This window comes from Kitasatospora sp. NPDC058243 (assembly GCF_042882025.1).
Taxonomy (GTDB): Bacteria; Actinomycetota; Actinomycetes; order Streptomycetales; family Streptomycetaceae; genus Kitasatospora.
Genome location: NZ_JBHVWW010000001.1, coordinates 154,154 through 171,300 on the forward strand (window position 1 = coordinate 154,154; position 17,147 = coordinate 171,300).

General features: G+C 72.8%; 14 protein-coding genes. 5 read left to right on the forward strand and 9 right to left on the reverse strand.

Annotated features, from left to right (window positions below; genetic code table 11):
* Positions 1–43: 43 nt before the first annotated feature.
* Complete coding sequence (locus ACFVX9_RS00615) at positions 44–1,399, reverse strand: hypothetical protein (RefSeq protein ID WP_387979639.1); 1,356 nt, start codon at positions 1,397–1,399, stop codon at positions 44–46.
* A gap of 518 nt (positions 1,400–1,917) precedes the next feature.
* Positions 1,918–2,490: a hypothetical protein gene (locus ACFVX9_RS00620; protein WP_380375797.1), complete on the reverse strand. Its 573-nt coding sequence runs from the start codon at positions 2,488–2,490 to the stop codon at positions 1,918–1,920.
* 225 nt (positions 2,491–2,715) lie between these two features.
* On the opposite strand from ACFVX9_RS00620, the gene ACFVX9_RS00625 reads away from it, so the two are divergent.
* Complete coding sequence (locus ACFVX9_RS00625; RefSeq protein ID WP_387979641.1) at positions 2,716–5,634, forward strand: BTAD domain-containing putative transcriptional regulator; 2,919 nt, start codon at positions 2,716–2,718, stop codon at positions 5,632–5,634.
* Between the two features lie 13 nt (positions 5,635–5,647).
* Here the strand turns inward: ACFVX9_RS00625 and ACFVX9_RS00630 are convergent, their stop codons facing one another.
* The 3 genes from ACFVX9_RS00630 to ACFVX9_RS00640 all read right to left on the reverse strand — a co-directional run bounded on the left by ACFVX9_RS00630 (position 5,648) and on the right by ACFVX9_RS00640 (position 8,765).
* Positions 5,648–6,442, reverse strand: a complete 795-nt coding sequence (locus tag ACFVX9_RS00630) for a hypothetical protein (RefSeq protein WP_380478732.1) — start codon at positions 6,440–6,442, stop codon at positions 5,648–5,650.
* A gap of 180 nt (positions 6,443–6,622) precedes the next feature.
* A complete protein-coding gene (locus tag ACFVX9_RS00635) occupies positions 6,623–8,098 on the reverse strand; it encodes an ATP-binding protein (protein WP_380478734.1) in 1,476 nt (491 codons plus the stop codon).
* Positions 8,091–8,765 (reverse strand): response regulator transcription factor, encoded by a 675-nt coding sequence (locus tag ACFVX9_RS00640; RefSeq protein ID WP_380380060.1) that lies wholly within the window; start codon positions 8,763–8,765, stop codon positions 8,091–8,093. The genes ACFVX9_RS00635 and ACFVX9_RS00640 overlap by 8 nt, the downstream gene beginning before the upstream one ends.
* A gap of 131 nt (positions 8,766–8,896) precedes the next feature.
* Here ACFVX9_RS00640 and ACFVX9_RS00645 point away from each other — a divergent pair, with 131 nt between their 5' ends.
* Positions 8,897–10,351, forward strand: coding sequence for a DUF2079 domain-containing protein (locus ACFVX9_RS00645; protein ID WP_387979644.1), 1,455 nt, complete (start codon positions 8,897–8,899; stop codon positions 10,349–10,351).
* A gap of 191 nt (positions 10,352–10,542) precedes the next feature.
* On the opposite strand, the gene ACFVX9_RS00650 is transcribed toward ACFVX9_RS00645, so the two are convergent.
* Positions 10,543–11,967 carry an MFS transporter gene (locus ACFVX9_RS00650; RefSeq protein ID WP_380478826.1) on the reverse strand — a complete coding sequence of 475 codons (1,425 nt, stop codon included), beginning with the start codon at positions 11,965–11,967 and terminating at the stop codon, positions 10,543–10,545.
* 229 nt (positions 11,968–12,196) lie between these two features.
* Here ACFVX9_RS00650 and ACFVX9_RS00655 point away from each other — a divergent pair, with 229 nt between their 5' ends.
* Positions 12,197–12,715 (forward strand): MarR family winged helix-turn-helix transcriptional regulator, encoded by a 519-nt coding sequence (locus ACFVX9_RS00655; protein ID WP_387979913.1) that lies wholly within the window; start codon positions 12,197–12,199, stop codon positions 12,713–12,715.
* A gap of 9 nt (positions 12,716–12,724) precedes the next feature.
* Here the strand turns inward: ACFVX9_RS00655 and ACFVX9_RS00660 are convergent, their stop codons facing one another.
* Together ACFVX9_RS00660 and bla are read right to left on the reverse strand one after the other, a co-directional pair.
* Positions 12,725–13,786: an MBL fold metallo-hydrolase gene (locus ACFVX9_RS00660; RefSeq protein ID WP_387979646.1), complete on the reverse strand. Its 1,062-nt coding sequence runs from the start codon at positions 13,784–13,786 to the stop codon at positions 12,725–12,727.
* A gap of 111 nt (positions 13,787–13,897) precedes the next feature.
* Positions 13,898–14,833: a class A beta-lactamase gene (gene bla / locus ACFVX9_RS00665; RefSeq protein WP_387979648.1), complete on the reverse strand. Its 936-nt coding sequence runs from the start codon at positions 14,831–14,833 to the stop codon at positions 13,898–13,900.
* A 115-nt stretch (positions 14,834–14,948) separates the two neighbouring features.
* On the opposite strand from bla, the gene ACFVX9_RS00670 reads away from it, so the two are divergent.
* Both ACFVX9_RS00670 and ACFVX9_RS00675 read left to right on the forward strand, forming a co-directional pair.
* Positions 14,949–15,896, forward strand: coding sequence for a LysR substrate-binding domain-containing protein (locus ACFVX9_RS00670; protein WP_363367787.1), 948 nt, complete (start codon positions 14,949–14,951; stop codon positions 15,894–15,896).
* A complete protein-coding gene (locus ACFVX9_RS00675) occupies positions 15,893–16,855 on the forward strand; it encodes a serine hydrolase (protein WP_387979650.1) in 963 nt (320 codons plus the stop codon). The genes ACFVX9_RS00670 and ACFVX9_RS00675 overlap by 4 nt, the downstream gene beginning before the upstream one ends.
* A 49-nt stretch (positions 16,856–16,904) precedes the next feature.
* On the opposite strand, the gene ACFVX9_RS00680 is transcribed toward ACFVX9_RS00675, so the two are convergent.
* Positions 16,905–17,114 (reverse strand): hypothetical protein, encoded by a 210-nt coding sequence (locus ACFVX9_RS00680; RefSeq protein ID WP_387979652.1) that lies wholly within the window; start codon positions 17,112–17,114, stop codon positions 16,905–16,907.
* Positions 17,115–17,147: the final 33 nt, after the last annotated feature.

Below are 17,147 nucleotides of genomic sequence, written 5' to 3' on the forward strand. Positions count from 1 at the left end.
CCTCTTCAGGGCCGGGCCGTTTCACCGTCGGTCTGGTTGGGGGTCAGCTGGCGGGGGTGCCGACGATGTTGGTGAGGTCGACGGTGGCCCACTGACCGTTCGGCTGGAGGGCGGTGAGGTTGATGTGGCCGCCGTTGAGGGAGCTGCGGGAGTAGATGGCGAGGGTGCCGTCGGGGTCGGTGGTGGCGCTGACGGCACCGTCGGTGGCGGGTGTGCCGACCTGGTTGGTGAGGTCGCTGGTGGCCCACTGGCCGGAGGTGTTCTTGTAGGTGATCTGCAGATGACCGTTGGCGGCATTGGCACTGACCACACCGACGGTGCCGTTCTTCTGGGTGAAGGCCGAGGGCGCGCCACCGGCGGAGACCGGCGTGCCGACGATGTTGGTCAGGTCGACGGTCGCCCAGCTGCCGTTCGGCTGAAGGGCGGTGAGACTCAGATGACCGCCGTCGGCCGAACCGCGGGAGTAGATGGCGAGCGTGCCGTCAGGGTCAGTGGTGGCACGGATCGCACCCCCGGTGACCGGGGTGCCGACCTGGTTGGTGAGATCGCTGGTGGCCCACTGGTCGGAGGTGTTCTTGTAGGTGATCTGCAGATGGCCGTTGGCAGCATTGGCACTGACCACACCGACGGTGCCGTTCTTCTGAACGAACGCGCTGGGCGCTCCGCCCGCGGAGACCGGCGTGCCGACGACGTTGGTCAGATCGGCCGTAGCCCAGTTGCCGGCCGCAAACTTGGCGGTCACCTGAACATGGCCGGCGGCGGTACGGGTGAAGGTGTAGGCCGTGCCGTCAGCACCACTCACCGAACCACCGTCACCCAACGCCGGAACCCACGCCGAACCCGGCGCCGGGTCGTTGACGACGTTCTTGTAGCGCAGCGCCTTGTAGTCGCCGTTCGGGTGCGAGTCGAGGGACGCGGCGTTGATCGAGACGCCGGTCCGGTGCTTCACCGGTGTGCTGCCGAAGGAGTAGTACGAGAAGGTGGTGTGGGCGGCGTCGTCCCACTTCTCGAAGAGGATGACGTGGTCGTAGTACGAGTTCAGGATGTCGCCCGGCATCAGGTCGCTGCGGCTGATCTGGTAGGTGAAGCTGTCCGCGAGGCCCTGCGTGTTGGCGCTGGTGCCGAGGTGCCAGGCCATCGAGACGTAGCCCGAGCAGTCCGTGCGGTAGCCGCGGCCGGAGGAGTCCGGGTACGAGCCGCCCTGGTCGTAGCCGATGTTCTTGCCGTACCAGAACTGGGCGCGGGCGAGGATCTCCGAGCGGGTGATCTGGCCGCCGACCGAGGAGGTCGTCGCCGCGTACGAACTCCCGGCGGTGACGGCCGTGACGACCACGGCACCGGAGGCGGCGATGGCGGCGGCGAGCGTGACGCGCAGCAGCTTGGACGTCTTCGAAGGCATGACGGTGCTCCAGCGGGGAGAGAGGGGTGGGATCGGCCGCGCGTGGTGCTCGGCACACACCGGGCCGTGACGGCTGCCCTCCAGGAGCAGCGGTCGGTGACACCTGGTCCGGTGCGCTGCCCCGGGCAGGTGCTCCCTGGCGGCGGTCACCAGTCTCACCACAGGTCAGGAGCCTCGAAAGGGCCTTCGGCTGGCCTGAATCGGCCCAGGCCCGTTCCGGCCAGCCCGGAGGTTCCGGCGCTCTCCCTCGCCGGACTCGACCCCGCCGGCGGCCCCACCTCGACAGCGCCAGCGGCGCCGCTGGCGCCAACGCCCAGAACGCCTCCGGAGCCCGCGGGGCGACGGCTACGTCCTGATCACCTGGTGACCAGTTCTGCACCAACGGCTCTGTCCCGTCATCGCTGGTGGCGATGCGGGACAGGTACCGCTGGCAGGTCATGCGCCCCTGCCCCGGCCTTGCCCCTGCGGCTGCGGGGGGGGTTGCCGAGGTTGCCGGGGAAGGACGTCGGGACCGTGGCTCAGCCGAGCGTCAACGACTTGGAGTGGGTCCGCCAGGCCTCGTCCACCGAGACGGTCTCACCCTTGTAGCTGGGGCTCTCGTAGCCGGTGGCCTGGAATCCGGTGAACAGGTTGAACCAGCAGTTGGCGTACGGGCGCACCGAGTAGACGTGGTCCTGGAGCGGGGCGGGGATGTCGAAGGAGTAGTCGGCGGCGTTCCCGTTGTAGCACGCGTGCGGGCCGGTGAAGGTCACCGATTGGCCCCCGAAGAAGAAGTCCTGGTAGATCGTCCCCAGGACCACCAGGTCGGAGAGGCCGGCCGGGCTGTTCAGCTCCTTGGCGAACGCGCTGTCGCGGGCGGCCTCGGCGGCGGTCGGCGGAGCGTCGGCGACCCGCCCGCCGGTGGCATGGCTGATGGCCTCCCGGTAGGTGCCGAAGCACTGCGCCTGGCCGCCCTGCGCGTTCACCACGCAGTGTCGGGTCGAGTCTCCGGCCGTCGTGGGTCGAGCGACGGCCGTGGCCGCGCCGGACAGGGACAGTGCGATCGCCGTCGCCGCGAGGACGGCTCCGATGCGCTTGAGGGAGCGTGCCATGGTTGATCAACTCCTGGGTCGAAGACCGGCGCCTTTCGGCCGGTGCACGGCAACCCTCTCAATCGGCTGCACGATTCTGGCATGATCTGATCACTGCTTTATCGTGACGCGCGCTGCCGCGTACCGGCACGTGACAGCTCAGGTGACACACCCGGGCGCGGGGTGACGCTTCGTCAACACCGGCGCCTCTCAAGGGGGGTGCCTCGGTATCGCCGGTGGGGGGACATGGAGTTCAGGATCCTGGGGTCCCTGGAGGTGTGCGCCGGGGCCGCTCCCGTACGGTTGGGCGGGCGCCGTCAGCGGAGTCTGCTGGCGATGCTCGTGGCGCACTCGAACCGGACCGTCCCGGTCGCCCGACTGGTCGACACGGTCTGGGACCAGGACCCTCCGGCCACGGCGGACCGCCAGATCCGCAACATGGTCGGCCTGCTGCGCCGCATGCTCGGCACGGGGGCGGCCTCCCCCATCGTGACCGACGGCGCGGGCTACCGGCTGGTGGCGGACGACGCCCGGGTGGACCACCGCCTGTTCGCCTCCCGGGTCGCGACGGCAGCGGACCTGGACGCGGCGCAGGCCGTCCCCCGGTTGCGCGAAGCCCTGGAGCTGTGGCGCGGCCCCGCGCTGGACGGGTTGCCCGGCCTGGTCTTCGCCGCTCTCGCGGCTGGCCTGGAGGAGCAGCGGATGGCCGTGCTGGAGCGGCTCTACGAACTGGAGCTGGAGGCGGGGCGGCACCGCGAGGTCGCCGCGGAACTGACCGGTCTGGTCGCCGATTTCCCGCTCCGTGACCGCCTGGTGCGGCAGCTGCTGACTGCCCTGCACCGCTCGGGCCGACACGGCGACGGGCTGGAGGCCTACCGGCGCCATGCCTCCCGACTCTCCGAGGACCTCGGGCTGGACCCGACACCTGAGGCCCAGGCCCTCCAACGGGCCCTCCTCCTCCCCTGTCCGGCACCGACACCCTCACCGGCGCCCACCGCCCGTCCGACACCGACCGCCCGTCCGGACCGGACCGCCCCGACCACCGGCGTCGCCCCTGCGGCGGCGCCGGCGGACCCGCGACCCGAGCAACTCCCTTCCGACCTCTCCGTGTTCGTCGGCCGCGCCCCCGAACTACTCATACTGGACCGGGTGCTGGCCACCGGGGAGCCCGGCGCCCGCCCAACGGCGGCACCGTGCGCCGTGATCACGGGTGCCGCCGGAGTCGGGAAGTCCGTGCTGGCGCTGCACTGGGCCCACCTCACGCGGGAGCGGTTCCCCGACGGACGGCTCTTCGCGGACCTGCGGGGCTGGTCCGCCGCCGGCCCCCGCTCCCCGCACGGGGTGCTGGCGGCGTTCCTGCGCGCGCTGGGCGTGACGGCCGAGTCCATACCGGCCCAGCTGGACGAGGCGTCCGCGCTCTACCGGTCGCTGCTGGCCGGGCGGCGGATGCTCGTCGTCCTCGACGACGCCGCCGGCCCGGAGCACGTCAGGCCACTGCTACCGGGTGGCAGCGGCTGCGCCGTCGTGATCACCAGCCGGGACCGTCTCACCGGACTCGTCGCCCGCGAGGGCGCCCACCGGGTCGCGCTCGACGGCTTCACCCCCGCCGAGGGGCAGGCGCTGCTCGCCCGCATCCTGGGCGCCGACACCGCCGGCACCGCCGACACCGCCGACACCGCCGAGGCGCAGCGGCAGGCCGGCGCCCGGCTGCTCGACGCCTGCGGGCACCTCCCGCTGGCGCTCGGCATCGCCGCGGCCCAGCTACGCGATCGGCCGCAGCGTGATCTCGTCGCCTTCGCCGACGAGTTGGCCTCCTCCACCGACCGCCTGGGCGCCCTGGAGGCCGACGGTGACGACCGATCCTCCCTGCGATCGGCCTTCGGCGTCTCCTACCAGGCGCTCGACCCCGCCGCCCGACGCCTGTTCCGCCGGCTCGGCCTGTTCCCGGGGGTGGACATCAGCGCCCCCGTCGCCGCGGCCCTGTCCGCGTACGCCGTCGACGCGTGCGAACGGCTCCTCGGCCGCCTGACCACCGCCCACCTGCTCGCCGAGCCCTCACGGGGCCGCTACCGCTTCCACGACCTGCTGAAGCTCTTCGCGGCCGAGCTGGGCGCCCGCGAGGAGAGCCCGGAGGAACAGCGGGAACTACACGAGCGCTGGCACGCGTGGTGCCTGCACCACGCGCACGCCGCTGCCCGGGTGCTGACCCCCGGGCGGCGGCGGGTCCCCCTCGGCCCGCCGCCCGACGGCCTGCGGGTGGCCGACCTCACCGGCCCCGAACAGGCCACCCGGTGGTGCGACGACCAGCGGGCGAACCTGCTCGCCACCGTCCGCCACGCTCACGAACGCGGGGACGACGAAACGGCCTGGAAACTGCCCGCGCTGCTGTGGAGCTACCTCCACCGCGCTTCGCCGCAGACCGAAGGGGTGGCCCTGGGCCGGACGGCCGTGGCCGCCGCCCGCCGCCTGGGCGACCTGAGCGCCCAGGCGCACGGCCTCAACGACCTGGGCCACGTCTGGGGCGCCCTGGGCGAACTCACCCTGTCCCGGCGGACATTCCAGCGGGCCAGGGTCCTCGCCCACAACGCCGGCGACCGGTGCGCCGAAGGCCGGGCCCTGGCCAACCTCGGCGCTTACCACTACTTCACGGGCCGCTACGCCGACGCCGGGGAGTACTACGAGCAGGCCCTCGACCTGCTGACGGCCGACGGCCCGGAGACCGATGACTGGACGGCCGACCTCTGCCGTACCAGCCTGGCCCCGACCTACCTGCTCCTGGGCCACTACCAGGAAGCATCGGACCACGCGAGCCGCGTGCTCGCCCGGCCCAGGGCCCAGCGGAACGGGCCGATGGACTGCTCTCTGCTCAACACCCTGGCGGCGGCGGAGCACGCCCTCGGGCGGCCGGAGGAGGCGGTCGGCCATTACGAACGATCCCTCGCCGTGAGCAGCCGCCTGACAGGCTATCCCGCCCAGCGGGCCCACGCCTTGGCGGGACTGGCCGCCGCCCACCGGGCACTGGGGCGCGAACAGCGCTCCCGTCAGGCCTGGGACGCCGCGTACGAGATCTACGCGGAGCTGCCGGCGCACCAGCTGACCTCGAACCTGCCGATCCTGGCCGCAATGGGTTTCACTCCGCCCGCCACGACCGACCGGCGGCGCTAGCCTCGGCCGACTGTCACGTGTCGGAACGACGTCGGAGCCGTGCCGTGGCCAGCACTCCCAGAACCACCAGCAAACCGCCGACCGCGATCCCGACGTGCTTCGCGCTCAGCAGGCGGTTACTCCTGCCTTCGGCCGCGGCGGAGCGCGGAGGAGGGGGGATGGTGGCCCCGGAGCTGGGGGTTTCCGACGCAGACTGGCCGTCTTGAGGACGGTCCGTCGCCTGGGGTGACGGGGAGCCGGACGGGTCGCTCCCGTCGGCGGCTCCACCCCCGTACAGAAGAGCGCCGTCACCGCGGTCGCCGTCACCACGCTCACCGCCGTCGTGCTTGTCGATGCAGTGGGTGGCCGGGAAGGAGAAGACTCGTTCGTGGCGGTCGAACGCCTTCACCACGAAGAGCGGGTGCTCCCTGAAGAAGTCACGAATCTGCCACTCGTACTGGTTGCTGGTCTGGGTGGGATAGTTCACGTCCAAATACGTTGAAGGAGCGAAGTTGTCCCATGGTGCTGCCGGCGACGAGGACGGGGATGACGTGGACCCCTGGAGAACGAGAGCCTCCGGCCCGTGCCGGCCGTTCTTCAGGATGATTCGGAAGCTCTGGTCGATGAGGATGACACGGCGGGCACTGTGGCAGTCACGCGGGGGATTGTGGTCGTGGTGTCCTCCCTCCCCCACGCCGTCCCCGTCCTGAATCCACAGGGAGCCGAACGCATGCCGTGCGGACGCCTGCGCGGCGACGTCCGCCGACGGGGACGCGAGGGCGATGACCGCGCCCGCCAGCGAGGCTGCGACCCGGGGACGGCGATTCATCCAACGACCTCCATGGGTGGCGAACACGCTGGACCGCCCGCTGGGCGACGCGTCCGAATCTCAGGAGAAGTTAAGAGGAGTCGACTCGTCACATCGTGAGCCTCCCTGGGGAGCCCTCCTTTTGTCACTCAGCCGCAGCAGTCGGTTGACGACCTGGTCAAGCGCTGGGCCGGGCGGGGCTCACGGAGTGCGGGCGGGGTGGGGTGGCAGGGGGAGGCGGAGGAGGAAGCGGGCGCCGGTGGGGGAATCGGCGAGGGTGAGGGTGCCGTGGTGGCGGGTTGCCAGGTCGCGGGCGATGGCGAGGCCGAGTCCGGCGCCGCCGGTGTCGCGGGTGCGGGCCTCGTCGAGGCGGGTGAAGGGGGCGAAGACGCGTTCACGGTCGGGGGCGGGGATGCCGGGGCCGTCGTCCAGGACTTCGAGGACGGCCCAGTGGCCGTCGGGGCCGGGGTCCTCGGTGAGGGTGACGGTGACGCGGTCGGCGGCGTGGCGCAGCGCGTTCTCCAGCAGGTTGCGGAGCAGGCGGTGGAGTTGGGCGGCGTTTCCGGGGACTTCCAGCGGGCGGTCGGCGTGGACGGTGATCCGGCTGGTGCCGTGCGGGAGTTCGGCGGCGACGTCGCGGGCGAGGTCGGTGAGTTCGACCCGGGTGTGGTGGGCCGGTGCGGCGACGGGCGGGCGGGCGAGCAGGAGCAGGTCGTCGGCGAGGTGCTGGAGGCGGACGGTGTCGGCGCGGGCGGCGCGGACGACGGTGGGCCAGTCGGTGCGGTCGGGGTGGGTGAGGGCGACCTCCAGGGAGGTGCGCAGTCCGGCGAGGGGACTGCGCAGTTCGTGGGAGGCGTCGGCGACGAAGCGGCGCTGGGCGGTGACGGCGTGGTCGAGCTTCTGGAGGGTCTGGTTGGTGGTGGTGGCGAGGTGGGCGATCTCGTCGGCGGTGGGCGGGACGGGGACGCGCCGGTCGAGGTGCTGGGCGGTGATGGAGGCCATCTGGGCGCGGATCGCCTCGACCCGGCGCATCGCCCGGGCGGTGACCGCCCAGGCGATGGCGGCCACCAGCAGGACGGCGAAGGGCCCGGCGACCAGCAGCAGCCGTTGGACGGACTCCTGGACGCGTTCGGCGTCCCAGGGCGGTACGACCAGGTAGGCGGTGACGGTGCGCTCGCCCCGGTCGGGTTCGCCGAAGCCGGACTGGATGGAGTAGCCGCTGATGCCGCCGGCGCTCTGCCCGTACAGGGGGAGGGTGTGGTGGGCCAGGCGGCTGGCGGTGGCGGTGGCCGGGGCGTCGAGTGTGAGGGTGCGGGAGACCTGCTCGTCTGCGGGCAGCGGCGTGAGCTGGGCGGCGACCTGGGCGCGGAAGGGTTCGAGGTCGGGGCTGACCTCCAGGAGCCGGCCGGAGTCCAGGACGAGGGCGTAGGTGCGGTCGCCGCCGAGCAGTCCGCTCGCCGGGACGTGGCCGGTGCGCATGTCTGCGACCGCCACGTCGAGGCGGGCCTGCGCGGCAGCCTTCGCGTCGTCCAACTGGGAGTCGTAGAGGCTGTGGCTGAGCCAGAACGCGCCCGCGGTGAAGGCGGCGGCCGCGGCCAGGCCGGCCGCCGCCGCGGAACGGGCCCGCAGCGAGCGCAGTGAGCGCAGCAGCCGGGGCAGCCGCGGCGGCCTAGCCACGGGAGTCCAGCCGGTAGCCGGTACCGCGCACGGTGAGGATGGAGTTCCGGCCGAACGGGACGTCGATCTTGCGGCGCAGGGCGCTGACGTACACCTCCACGATGTTCGGGTCGCCCTCGTAGCCGCTCTCCCAGACCTGGTCGAGGATGGTGGTCTTGGCGACGACCTCGCCGGGGCGTTCGGCCAGGCACTCCAGGACGGCGTACTCGCGGGGTGTGAGGGCGACCGGGGTGTCGGCACGACGGCAGGAGCGGTCGGCGGGGTCGAGGACCAGGTCGCCGACGGTCAGCGCGGGCGGGCGTTCGGCGCCGCCGCGGCGGACCAGGGCGCGCAGCCGGGCCACCAGGACCGGGTAGGAGAAGGGCTTGGCGAGGTAGTCGTCGGCGCCGGTGTCCAGGGCCTCGATCTCGTCGTACTCGCCGTCCTTGGCGGTGAGCATCAGGATCGGGGTGGTGACGCCTTCCTGGCGCAGTTGGGCGCAGACCCGGTAGCCGTTGAGGCCGGGGAGCATGACGTCCAGCAGGATCGCCCGGTAGTCGCCGGTGCGCGCGTACCAGAGGCCGGAGCGGCCGTCGTGGACGACGTCCACGGTGTAGCCCTCCGCTTCGAGCCCGTCCCGGAGAGCGTCGGCCATCCGGGTCTCGTCCTCCACCACCAGTACGCGCATGCGTCTCAGCATGTCACGGGGGGTGTCGCGGTTCCTGAAGGTGCTTTCAGGCTCTTTCAGCGGATCTTCAGAGGGCGGGTCGGACGCTTCGGGGGTCGCCCCACGTCCGCCCTACCGCGAGGTGAGCCCCCGTGACTCTGACCCTGACCCGCGCACCCCGCGCCACGGTCGAACCCCAGCTCCAGTCCCAGCCCCAGCTCCAGTCCCAGCCCCAGGCCCGGCCGGGCCGGACCGCCCTGCTGCCCTGGGCGCTCGCCGCCGCGCTGTTCGCCGCCTACAGCGCGCTGTCCGTCTCCCGCCACCTGCACCTGCGGACGTCCGGCTTCGACCTGGGGATCTTCGAGCAGGCCGTCCGCGGCTACGCCGAGGGCCGCGCGCCGGTCTCCGAGCTGAAGGGGCCGGGCTTCCACCTGCTCGGGGACCACTTCCACCCGATCCTGGCCACCCTCGCACCGCTCTACCGGGCGTTCCCCTCCCCGCTGACCCTGCTGGTCGCCCAGGCGGCGCTGCTCGCCGTGTCCGCCGTCCCGGTGACCAGGGTGGCGGCGCGGGCGGCCGGTCCGTGGGCGGGCGCGGGCATCGGCGTCGGGTACGGGCTGTCGGTCGGCCTGCAGCAGGCGGCGGCCTTCGACTTCCACGAAATCGCGTTCGCCGTACCGCTGTTGGCCTTCACCCTGGAGCGGCTGACGCTGCGGAGGTGGCGCGCGGCCGCGTGGTGCGCGCTGCCGTTGCTGCTCGTGAAGGAGGACCAGGCGGCGACGGTCGTGGCCGTCGGCTGCTACCTGTTCTGGCACGGCCGCCGCCGACTCGGCGCGGCCGTCGTCGCGCTCGCCGCCGCCACCGTGGCGCTGGTGGTGCTGGTCGTCATCCCGGCCCTCAACCCCGACGGCGTCTACACCTACCTGTCCAACGTGGACGGTCCGTCCGGCGACCCCGTGACCAGGCTGCTCCTGCCCGCCCAGAAGTGGGGGACCGTCGCCGTGCTGCTGGCCCCCACCGCGTTCCTGGCGCTGCGTTCGCCGCTGATCCTGCTCGCGCTCCCCACGCTCGCCTGGCGGTTCTGGTCCACCAACCCCGCCTACTGGGGGACGGGCTTCCACTACGGCGCCGTCCTGATGCCGATCATCTTCGTCGCCTTCGCCGACGCCCTGGCCCGGCTCCGCGCGCGGCACGGCCTGCGGCGGTGGACGGCCTGCGGCCTCGTGGCCGTCGGGCTCGCGGTGACGGCCGCCGCCCTGCCCTTCCGCCCCCTCGCCGAGCTGGCCCGGCCCGCCACCTGGCAGCGCGACGCGACGGCCGACGCCGTGCGCGGGGTGCTGCGGGTGATCCCGGACGGTGCGCAGGTGGCTGCCGCCAACGGCATCGCGCCCCAACTCACCGACCGCACCCGGGTTTTCCTCTTCCCGTACTACCCCGGAGGACCCGGCGCGAAGCCCGACTGGGTCGCGGCCCCCGACCACCCGCGGGACGGCCTCTTCCCCGCCCGCCGGGAGGCCGAAGCCCTTCGCGCCCTCCCCGCCGCCGGCTACCGTCCCGTCGCGAGCGCCGGCGGCGTCACCGTCTACCACCTCGGCGCGCGGGAATGACGGCCTCCTGCGGAAGCGTCGGCCACCGGGGTGCGGGCGAAGGACACGTGCGCTGCGGCAGGCACCAGGTAGCCGGCCCCGGCCACCCGGGCCGACTCCAGGCCGCCAGTGACGTAGTCGTTGTGCACGTGGGTCTCGGCACCGACCTGGCCGCTCAGGTCGCCGGTGCGGCGCGGTCTCCCGCCCCGTCGTCAGACGGCGAGGTGCCTGGTGCCGGGGTCGGTGGCGGCCTCGGGGGTTGCGCCGTGCTGCTCCTCGTCGGGGCGGGCCTCCCTGGGCAGGAGGAAGGTGATGGCGAGGAATGCCACCAGCAGGCACGCCTGGACGATCAGCGCGTGGTGGAAGCCGGTGGTGAAGTCGCCGGTCCTGACCTGGTCGAAGAAGACCGAGCCGAAGACGGCGACGCCGATGGAGCCGCCGACCGCCTGGACCGCGGTCAGGACTCCGGATGCGGAGCCGATCTCGTGGTCGTCGACGGCGGCGAGGATGAAGCTGAACAGGGCGGCGATCACCATGCCGGCGCCGATGCCCGCCACGACGGTGCCGGGAACGACGTCCCAGATGGAGAAGGTGGCGGTGTCGAGGCCGTCGAGTTCGAACCACAGCGCGGCCGCACCGGCGAGCTGGACCAGCGGTCCGATCTGGAGCACGCCACGGCCGATCCTGTTCACGAGGAAGGCGCCGCTGACGGCGCCGCCGATCGCGGTGCCCACCGCGAGGGGCAGGTTGCCCAGTCCCGCCTCACCTGCGGTGAAGTGCCTGCCGATCTGGAGGTAGAGGGTCAGGACGAGCTGGGTGCCGATCATCCCGCCGAAGAACAGGGCGATGCCGCCGAGCCCGACGGTGAAGGCGGGCTTGCGGAGCAGGGCGGGGGTCACCAGCGGTTCGCGGCCCGCGGCGGCCGTTCGGCGCTGCTGAAGGGCGAACAGGGCGAAGCCGATCACGGAGGCGGCCATGCTCAGCCAGGTCCACAGCGGCCAGCCGTCCTCCTGTCCCTGGTTCAGCGGCAGCACGAGCAGGGCACACGAGGCCACGATCAGGGCCGCGCCGGTGATGTCGACCCGTACCGTGCGGCTGCCCGCCCTGTCGGGGACGAACTTCGCGGCGACGATCAGGGCCGCGAGTCCGATGGGCAGGTTGATCAGGAACACCGATCGCCAGCCGAGGCGGAAGAAGTCGCCCTCGACGAGGAAGCCGCCCAGGACCGGACCGATGATGCCGCCCAGACCGAGGACGGGCCCGAAGATCGCGAAGACCTTGGTGAGCTCGGGGCCGGAGAAGTTCTCCCGCAGCAGGCCCAGGCCCTGGGGCAGCAGCAGCGCCCCGGCGGTGCCCTGCAGCAGGCGGAAGGCGATCAACGACTCGATGTTCGGCGCGAGCGCGCACAGCAGCGAGCTCGCGGTGAAGGCGGCCAGGCCGATCAGGAACATCCGGCGCCGGCCGTACCGGTCGCCGAGGCGGCCGCCGAGGACCAGGCCGGCGCCCAGGGTGAGGGCGTAGCCGCCGATGACCCATTGCAGTCCGACGGGGCCGGAGCCGAGGGATTCCTCCAGGTCCGGGCCGGCGACGTTGACGATCGAAGCGTCCAGGAGGTCCATGATCTCGGCCGTGATCATGACCGCCAGGATCAGCCACCGCCATCGGTAGGGCTCGGTGGTGGTGCCGAGGGTAGGGGCAGGGGCGGACACGAGCAGATACCTCCATGGTGAAGTAATTTCACAGTGAAGGTAAAATGATGGAGATAGGTTGTCAACCTGGAATGCCGATGTGACCGCGCGGCGGACGACAAGGGTGGAGGGTCCCGTGGAAGAGGCCAAGCGCGACAAGGCCGCGGAACAACGCGACATGGTCGCGGAACAGCGCGAGCGGCTGACTGAAGCGCTGAGGATCTACGGCACCCACTACACGGAGCTCGGCCGCCGCTTCGCCGCCTGGCTCGGCCTGCACTCCACCGACGCCACCGCGCTGCTCCAGATCACCGCCGCCGAGGAGCGCGGAACCCCCCTGTCACCGGCACGGCTCAGCGAACGGATCTCCCTGTCCACGGGAGCGACCACCGCACTCCTGAACCGCCTCGAAGCCGCGGGACACATCACCCGCGCCCGTGAACACACCGACCGGCGCATCGTCACCCTGCGCGGCGGCGGGCACATCCGGGAACGGGCGGAGGAGTTCTTCGACCCGGTCGCCCACCGCCTCGACGCCGCGATGTCGAACTACCCGCCCCGGCTCCTGGAGCAGTTCGAAGCATTCATGGCCGACCTGAACACCGCCTTGGACACCCACCTCGGGGAACAGGACTCGAAGGCGCCGCACTCCCCCGGCACGTCCGCCCCCGGCACGTCCGCCCCCGGTCGGGAATGATCCGGACGCTCAGCAGCAGGTGAGCGGTGCCGCGACGGCCCGGGCCGTCGGAGCCTCGGCGTCGGTGATCCGGCCGCGCAGCATCGCGTCCATGACTGCCATGTACCGCTGCGTCCGGGGGCCGCCGAGGAGGAAGGGGTTCGCGGCGCCGGGCGGCTGGTGGCGCAGTTGTTCGGCGCGTTCGAGGCCGTGGTCGTTCGGGTGGTTGGAGAGCTCGACCTCCACGTTCGCCCGGCGCATGACGGCCCGGAAGGCCTGGACGGACGCGAGGAAGGTGCGCAGTTCCTCCACCGTCGAGGGCGGGTTGAGGCCGCCCCACAGCATCGCGCTGTGGTGCCGGCGGCCGGCCCGGACGGGGATGACCGGCGAGACGGTGCCGGGGGTGTGGCCCGGGGTGTGGTGCAGCTCGATCGTCGTGCCGCCGAGCGTGAGCTGCTCGCCGTCCGCGATGTCGAGGTCCCGGGCGGGGGCGTCGGCCGGGCGGGTGCGGGCGAGGAGGTCCCAGTCGGCCGGGGACATGTGCACGCGGGCGCCGTAGCGGTCGGCGAGGGTTTGCGCGCCGCCGAAGTGGTCCGAATGGCCGTGGGTGAGGACGACGTGTTTGATCGCCGCCGGATCGGCTCCGACTGCGCGCAGCCCGGGAACGATGATGGCGTCGGCGTCGGCCGGGGAGGTGAGTGCGTCGATCAGCACGATGCCGTCGTCCGTCAGCACCGCCATCGCGGAGACCCAACCCGCGCTCAGGAGCACGAGGTTGTCGAACAGCTTGACGGGCGCAGGCGCGGGCAGTTGGGGAAGGTCGGAGCCGGGGGTCAGCGCCGTCACCAGGGCGCGCAGCACGGGGTCGTCGCCGGCGAGGCGGCGGGCGCGGTCGTAGTGCGGGCGGGAGGCGGACGGCGTACCCGCGGAGGTGGACGCCGGGGCCGAGGCGGAGGCCGGGGCCGAGGCGGAGGCCGGGGCCGAGGCGGCGATCGGCGCGGCTCCGGCGGCGATGCCCAGGGCGGCGAGCTGGGCGAAGCGGCGTCTGGTGAAGTCGGCGTCCGTGGCGGTCCGGCGGGTGGGGTGGATCACGGCGGTCGGGGCTCCTGGTGGTCGGCGCTCTTGGCGGTCAGGGCTCTTGGCGGTCAGGGCTCTTGGCGGTCAGGGCTCTTGGTGGTCGGGGCTCTTGGTGGTCGGGGGTGTTCAGCCGAGGGCGCCGACGACGGTCTTCGTGGCCTGGGCGATCAGCGCGTCGTCGGAGGTGGCGTCGGCCTTGCCGCGGTCGGACAGGACGACGATCACGACCGGGCTCCGGCCGCCGGAGGGCCATGCGACGGCGGCGTCGTTGCGGGTGCCGTAGCCGCCGTTGCCGGTCTTGTCGCCGACCTTCCAGTCGGTGGGCACGCCCGCGCGGATGTAGGGGGCGCCGGTGGTGTTGCCGACGAGCCAGTCGGTCAGCAGTCGGCGCCGGTCCTCCGCGAGGACGTCGCCGAGGGCGTAGCGGCGCAGGTCGGCGGCGAAGGCGCTGGGGGTGCTGGTGTCGCGGGTGTCGCCCGGGGTCGCCTCGTTGAGGGTGGGCTCGGTGCGGTCGACGCTGGTGGTCTGGTCCCCGAGGTCGCGCAGCGACTGCTGGACGGCCGCCGGGCCGCCGAGCTCGGCCATGACGAGGTTGGCTGCGGTGTTGTCGCTGTACTGGATCGCGGCGGCGGCCAGATCACGCACCTTCATGCCGGTGGCGACGTGCTGCGAGGTGATCGGCGCCCACGACAGCACGTCCTCCTGGCGGTACGCGACCACCTTGTCCAGCTCCGCGTCGGAGGCCTTGCGCAGGAGGGCGCCGGCGGCGAGCGACTTGATCGTGGACGCGAACGCGAACCGCTCGTCGGCCCGGTAGGCGATCTCCCGGCCGCTGCCGGTGTCCACCGCGTACACGCCGAGGCGGGCGCCGAACTGCTGCTCAAGCCCCTTGAAGGAAGCGCTCGTCGTATCTGCCGCAGGCATCGCGCTGGATGCCGCGGCGGGCGTGCCGGCACCCGCATGGCTACTGAGTCCCGCAGAGCCGCACCCGCTCAGCAGGGCGGCCGCGAGCAGGGCCACGGCAGGCAGCACGGTACGGGGGCGGCGGAGGGCAGTCGTCATCGGTGGTCTCCCAGGTGGTTCGTGTCGTCACCCTCAGCTAAACAGGCCGACGGGCCACCAGTCCAAGACCACTATGGTGAAGAGATCGATATAAGAATGCCTATGATTGCTGGCCATGGACCTGTTGGGGCACCTACGCCACTTCCGCGCTGTCGCCGAGGACCGGCACTTCGGCCGCGCCGCCGAGCGCCTGCGGATCGCCCAGCCCTCGCTCTCCCAGCGGATCAAGCGTCTGGAGCGCGAGCTCGGCGTGACCCTGTTCGACCGCGGCCCGCGCGGAGTCGAGCTCACCCCGGCGGGCCTGCTGCTGCTCGCGGAGGCGAAGGAGGTGCTGGAGAGCACCGCCCGCCTCCTCGCCACCGCCGCCGACCTGCGCACCGGCCGAGCGGGCACCCTGCGCGCGGCCGTGCCGCCCGAGCTGGGGCCGGCCGTCCTGGCCGCGCTGCTCACCGGCTTCGAGAGCGCCTCCCCCGGCACCCGGCTCGAACTGCGGGAACTGCCGGTCGCGGTCATGGCGCGCGAACTCGCCCAGCACACGGTGGACGTCGCCGTCGTCCGCCACCCGTGTCCGGCCGCCGGGCTGGCGTTCGGGCCGGTCCTGCACCAGCCGCTCGGCGTCCTGCTCGCCGCCGGGAGCCCGGACGCCGACCGCCCGGAGCTGGCCGTGGCCGAACTGACCGGCCGGCGCCTGGTGTTCTTCCCCCGCGCCACCGCCCCCGCGCTCTACGACGAGATGCTCACCACCCTGACCCGGCACGGCTGCACTCCCGAGGCCGTCGTCGACCCGCCCGGCCCGGACGTCGCGGGCGCACTCGTGCTCACCGGCAGCGCCGTCGCCCTGGTGCCACGCACCGCACCGCCACCGGGTACAGTCTGGCGTCCGCTGACCGGCACCCCGCTGGCCTGGCGCACCTCCACGGCCTGGCCGACCGGAAGCGGCGGGCCCGCCGTCCGGCTGTTCGCCGAAGCCGCCCACGAGGCGCTGACCGAACACGGCGGCCTCCTGCCCCAGCCGCCCAACCCCCCGCTCTTCCCCCGGCCCGCAATGGAGTTCCCGCTGTGACCAGCGACCGCGCCTTCGGCAACCGCGCATCCGGCGACCGCCCCGCCGGCGCCCGCACCGCGCGCGCCCGCATCGCCGCCGCCTTCGCCGACGCCGGCGTCAGCGGCCGGCTGCACGTCCGCGACCTCGACACCGGCACCGAGATCGCCCTCGACGCCGACACCCCGGTCAGCACCTCCAGCGTCCACAAACTCTGCCTCCTGGTCACGCTCTTCCGCGAGGCCGCCGCCGGACGGATCGACCTCACCCGGCAGGTGGACGTCCCCGCCGCCGGCCGCACCTCCGGAGGCACCGGCCTGGCCGCCATGCTCGACGCCGCCCGGCTCTCCCTGCGCGACCTCGCCTACCTGACCGTCGCCGTCAGCGACAACGCCGCCGCCGACGTCCTCTGGGACGAGATCGGCCTCGACACCGTCAACCGCACCATGGCCGACCTCGGCCTGACCCGCACCGTCGCCGTCCACAAGCTCCGCGACCTCATCGCCGCCCTCGCCGAGGACACCGGCCGCGACTCCCCCGTCGACCCCGCCGTCGTCGCCCGCCTCAGAGTCCTCGACCCCACCTTCACCAACCGCAGCACCGCCCGCGACATGACCACCCTGCTCGCCGCCCTCTGGCACGGCGACGCCTGCCCCGGCGAACACGGCGCCGCCCTCCGCCGCCTGCTCGGCCTCCAGGTCTGGCCGCACCGCCTCGCCTCCGGCTTCCCCTACGACGACGTCCGCGTCCACGGCAAGACCGGCACCCTCCCGACCCTGCGCCACGAGGTCGGCGTCGTCGAATACCCCGACGGCGGCCGCTACGCCCTCGCCATCTTCACCCGCGCCGCCGCCACCACCATCACCCTCCCCGCCGCCGACGCCGCCATCGGCACCACCGCCCGCCTCGCCGTCGACGCCCTACGGGCGATGGCGACCGGGAGGGGCGGCGGCCCGCAAGCAGATCAGCAGGTCCGGTGACCTGCGAGGTCACGCAACAAGCGCGGCTCGCGGTTCAACTCCCGGTGCCCTACTGAACGCTGTAGTTCAGAACGATGGTGGTGTCGTCGGCAGTGGTGTACTCCAGGGTGCCGTCGCCGGACTCCTCGGCGCCACCCACGACTCGCAGGCCCGGCCGCTGATCGATCCCTTCCTCCATCACCCCGACCCAAAGGTGCGAGAAGAAGCCCGGCTCGCAGCAGCCGAGATCATCGCCGTCGAATCGGAGGGCCTCAGCCACAACTCTTGACTATTGCTCCCTAGTCGCAGCCGG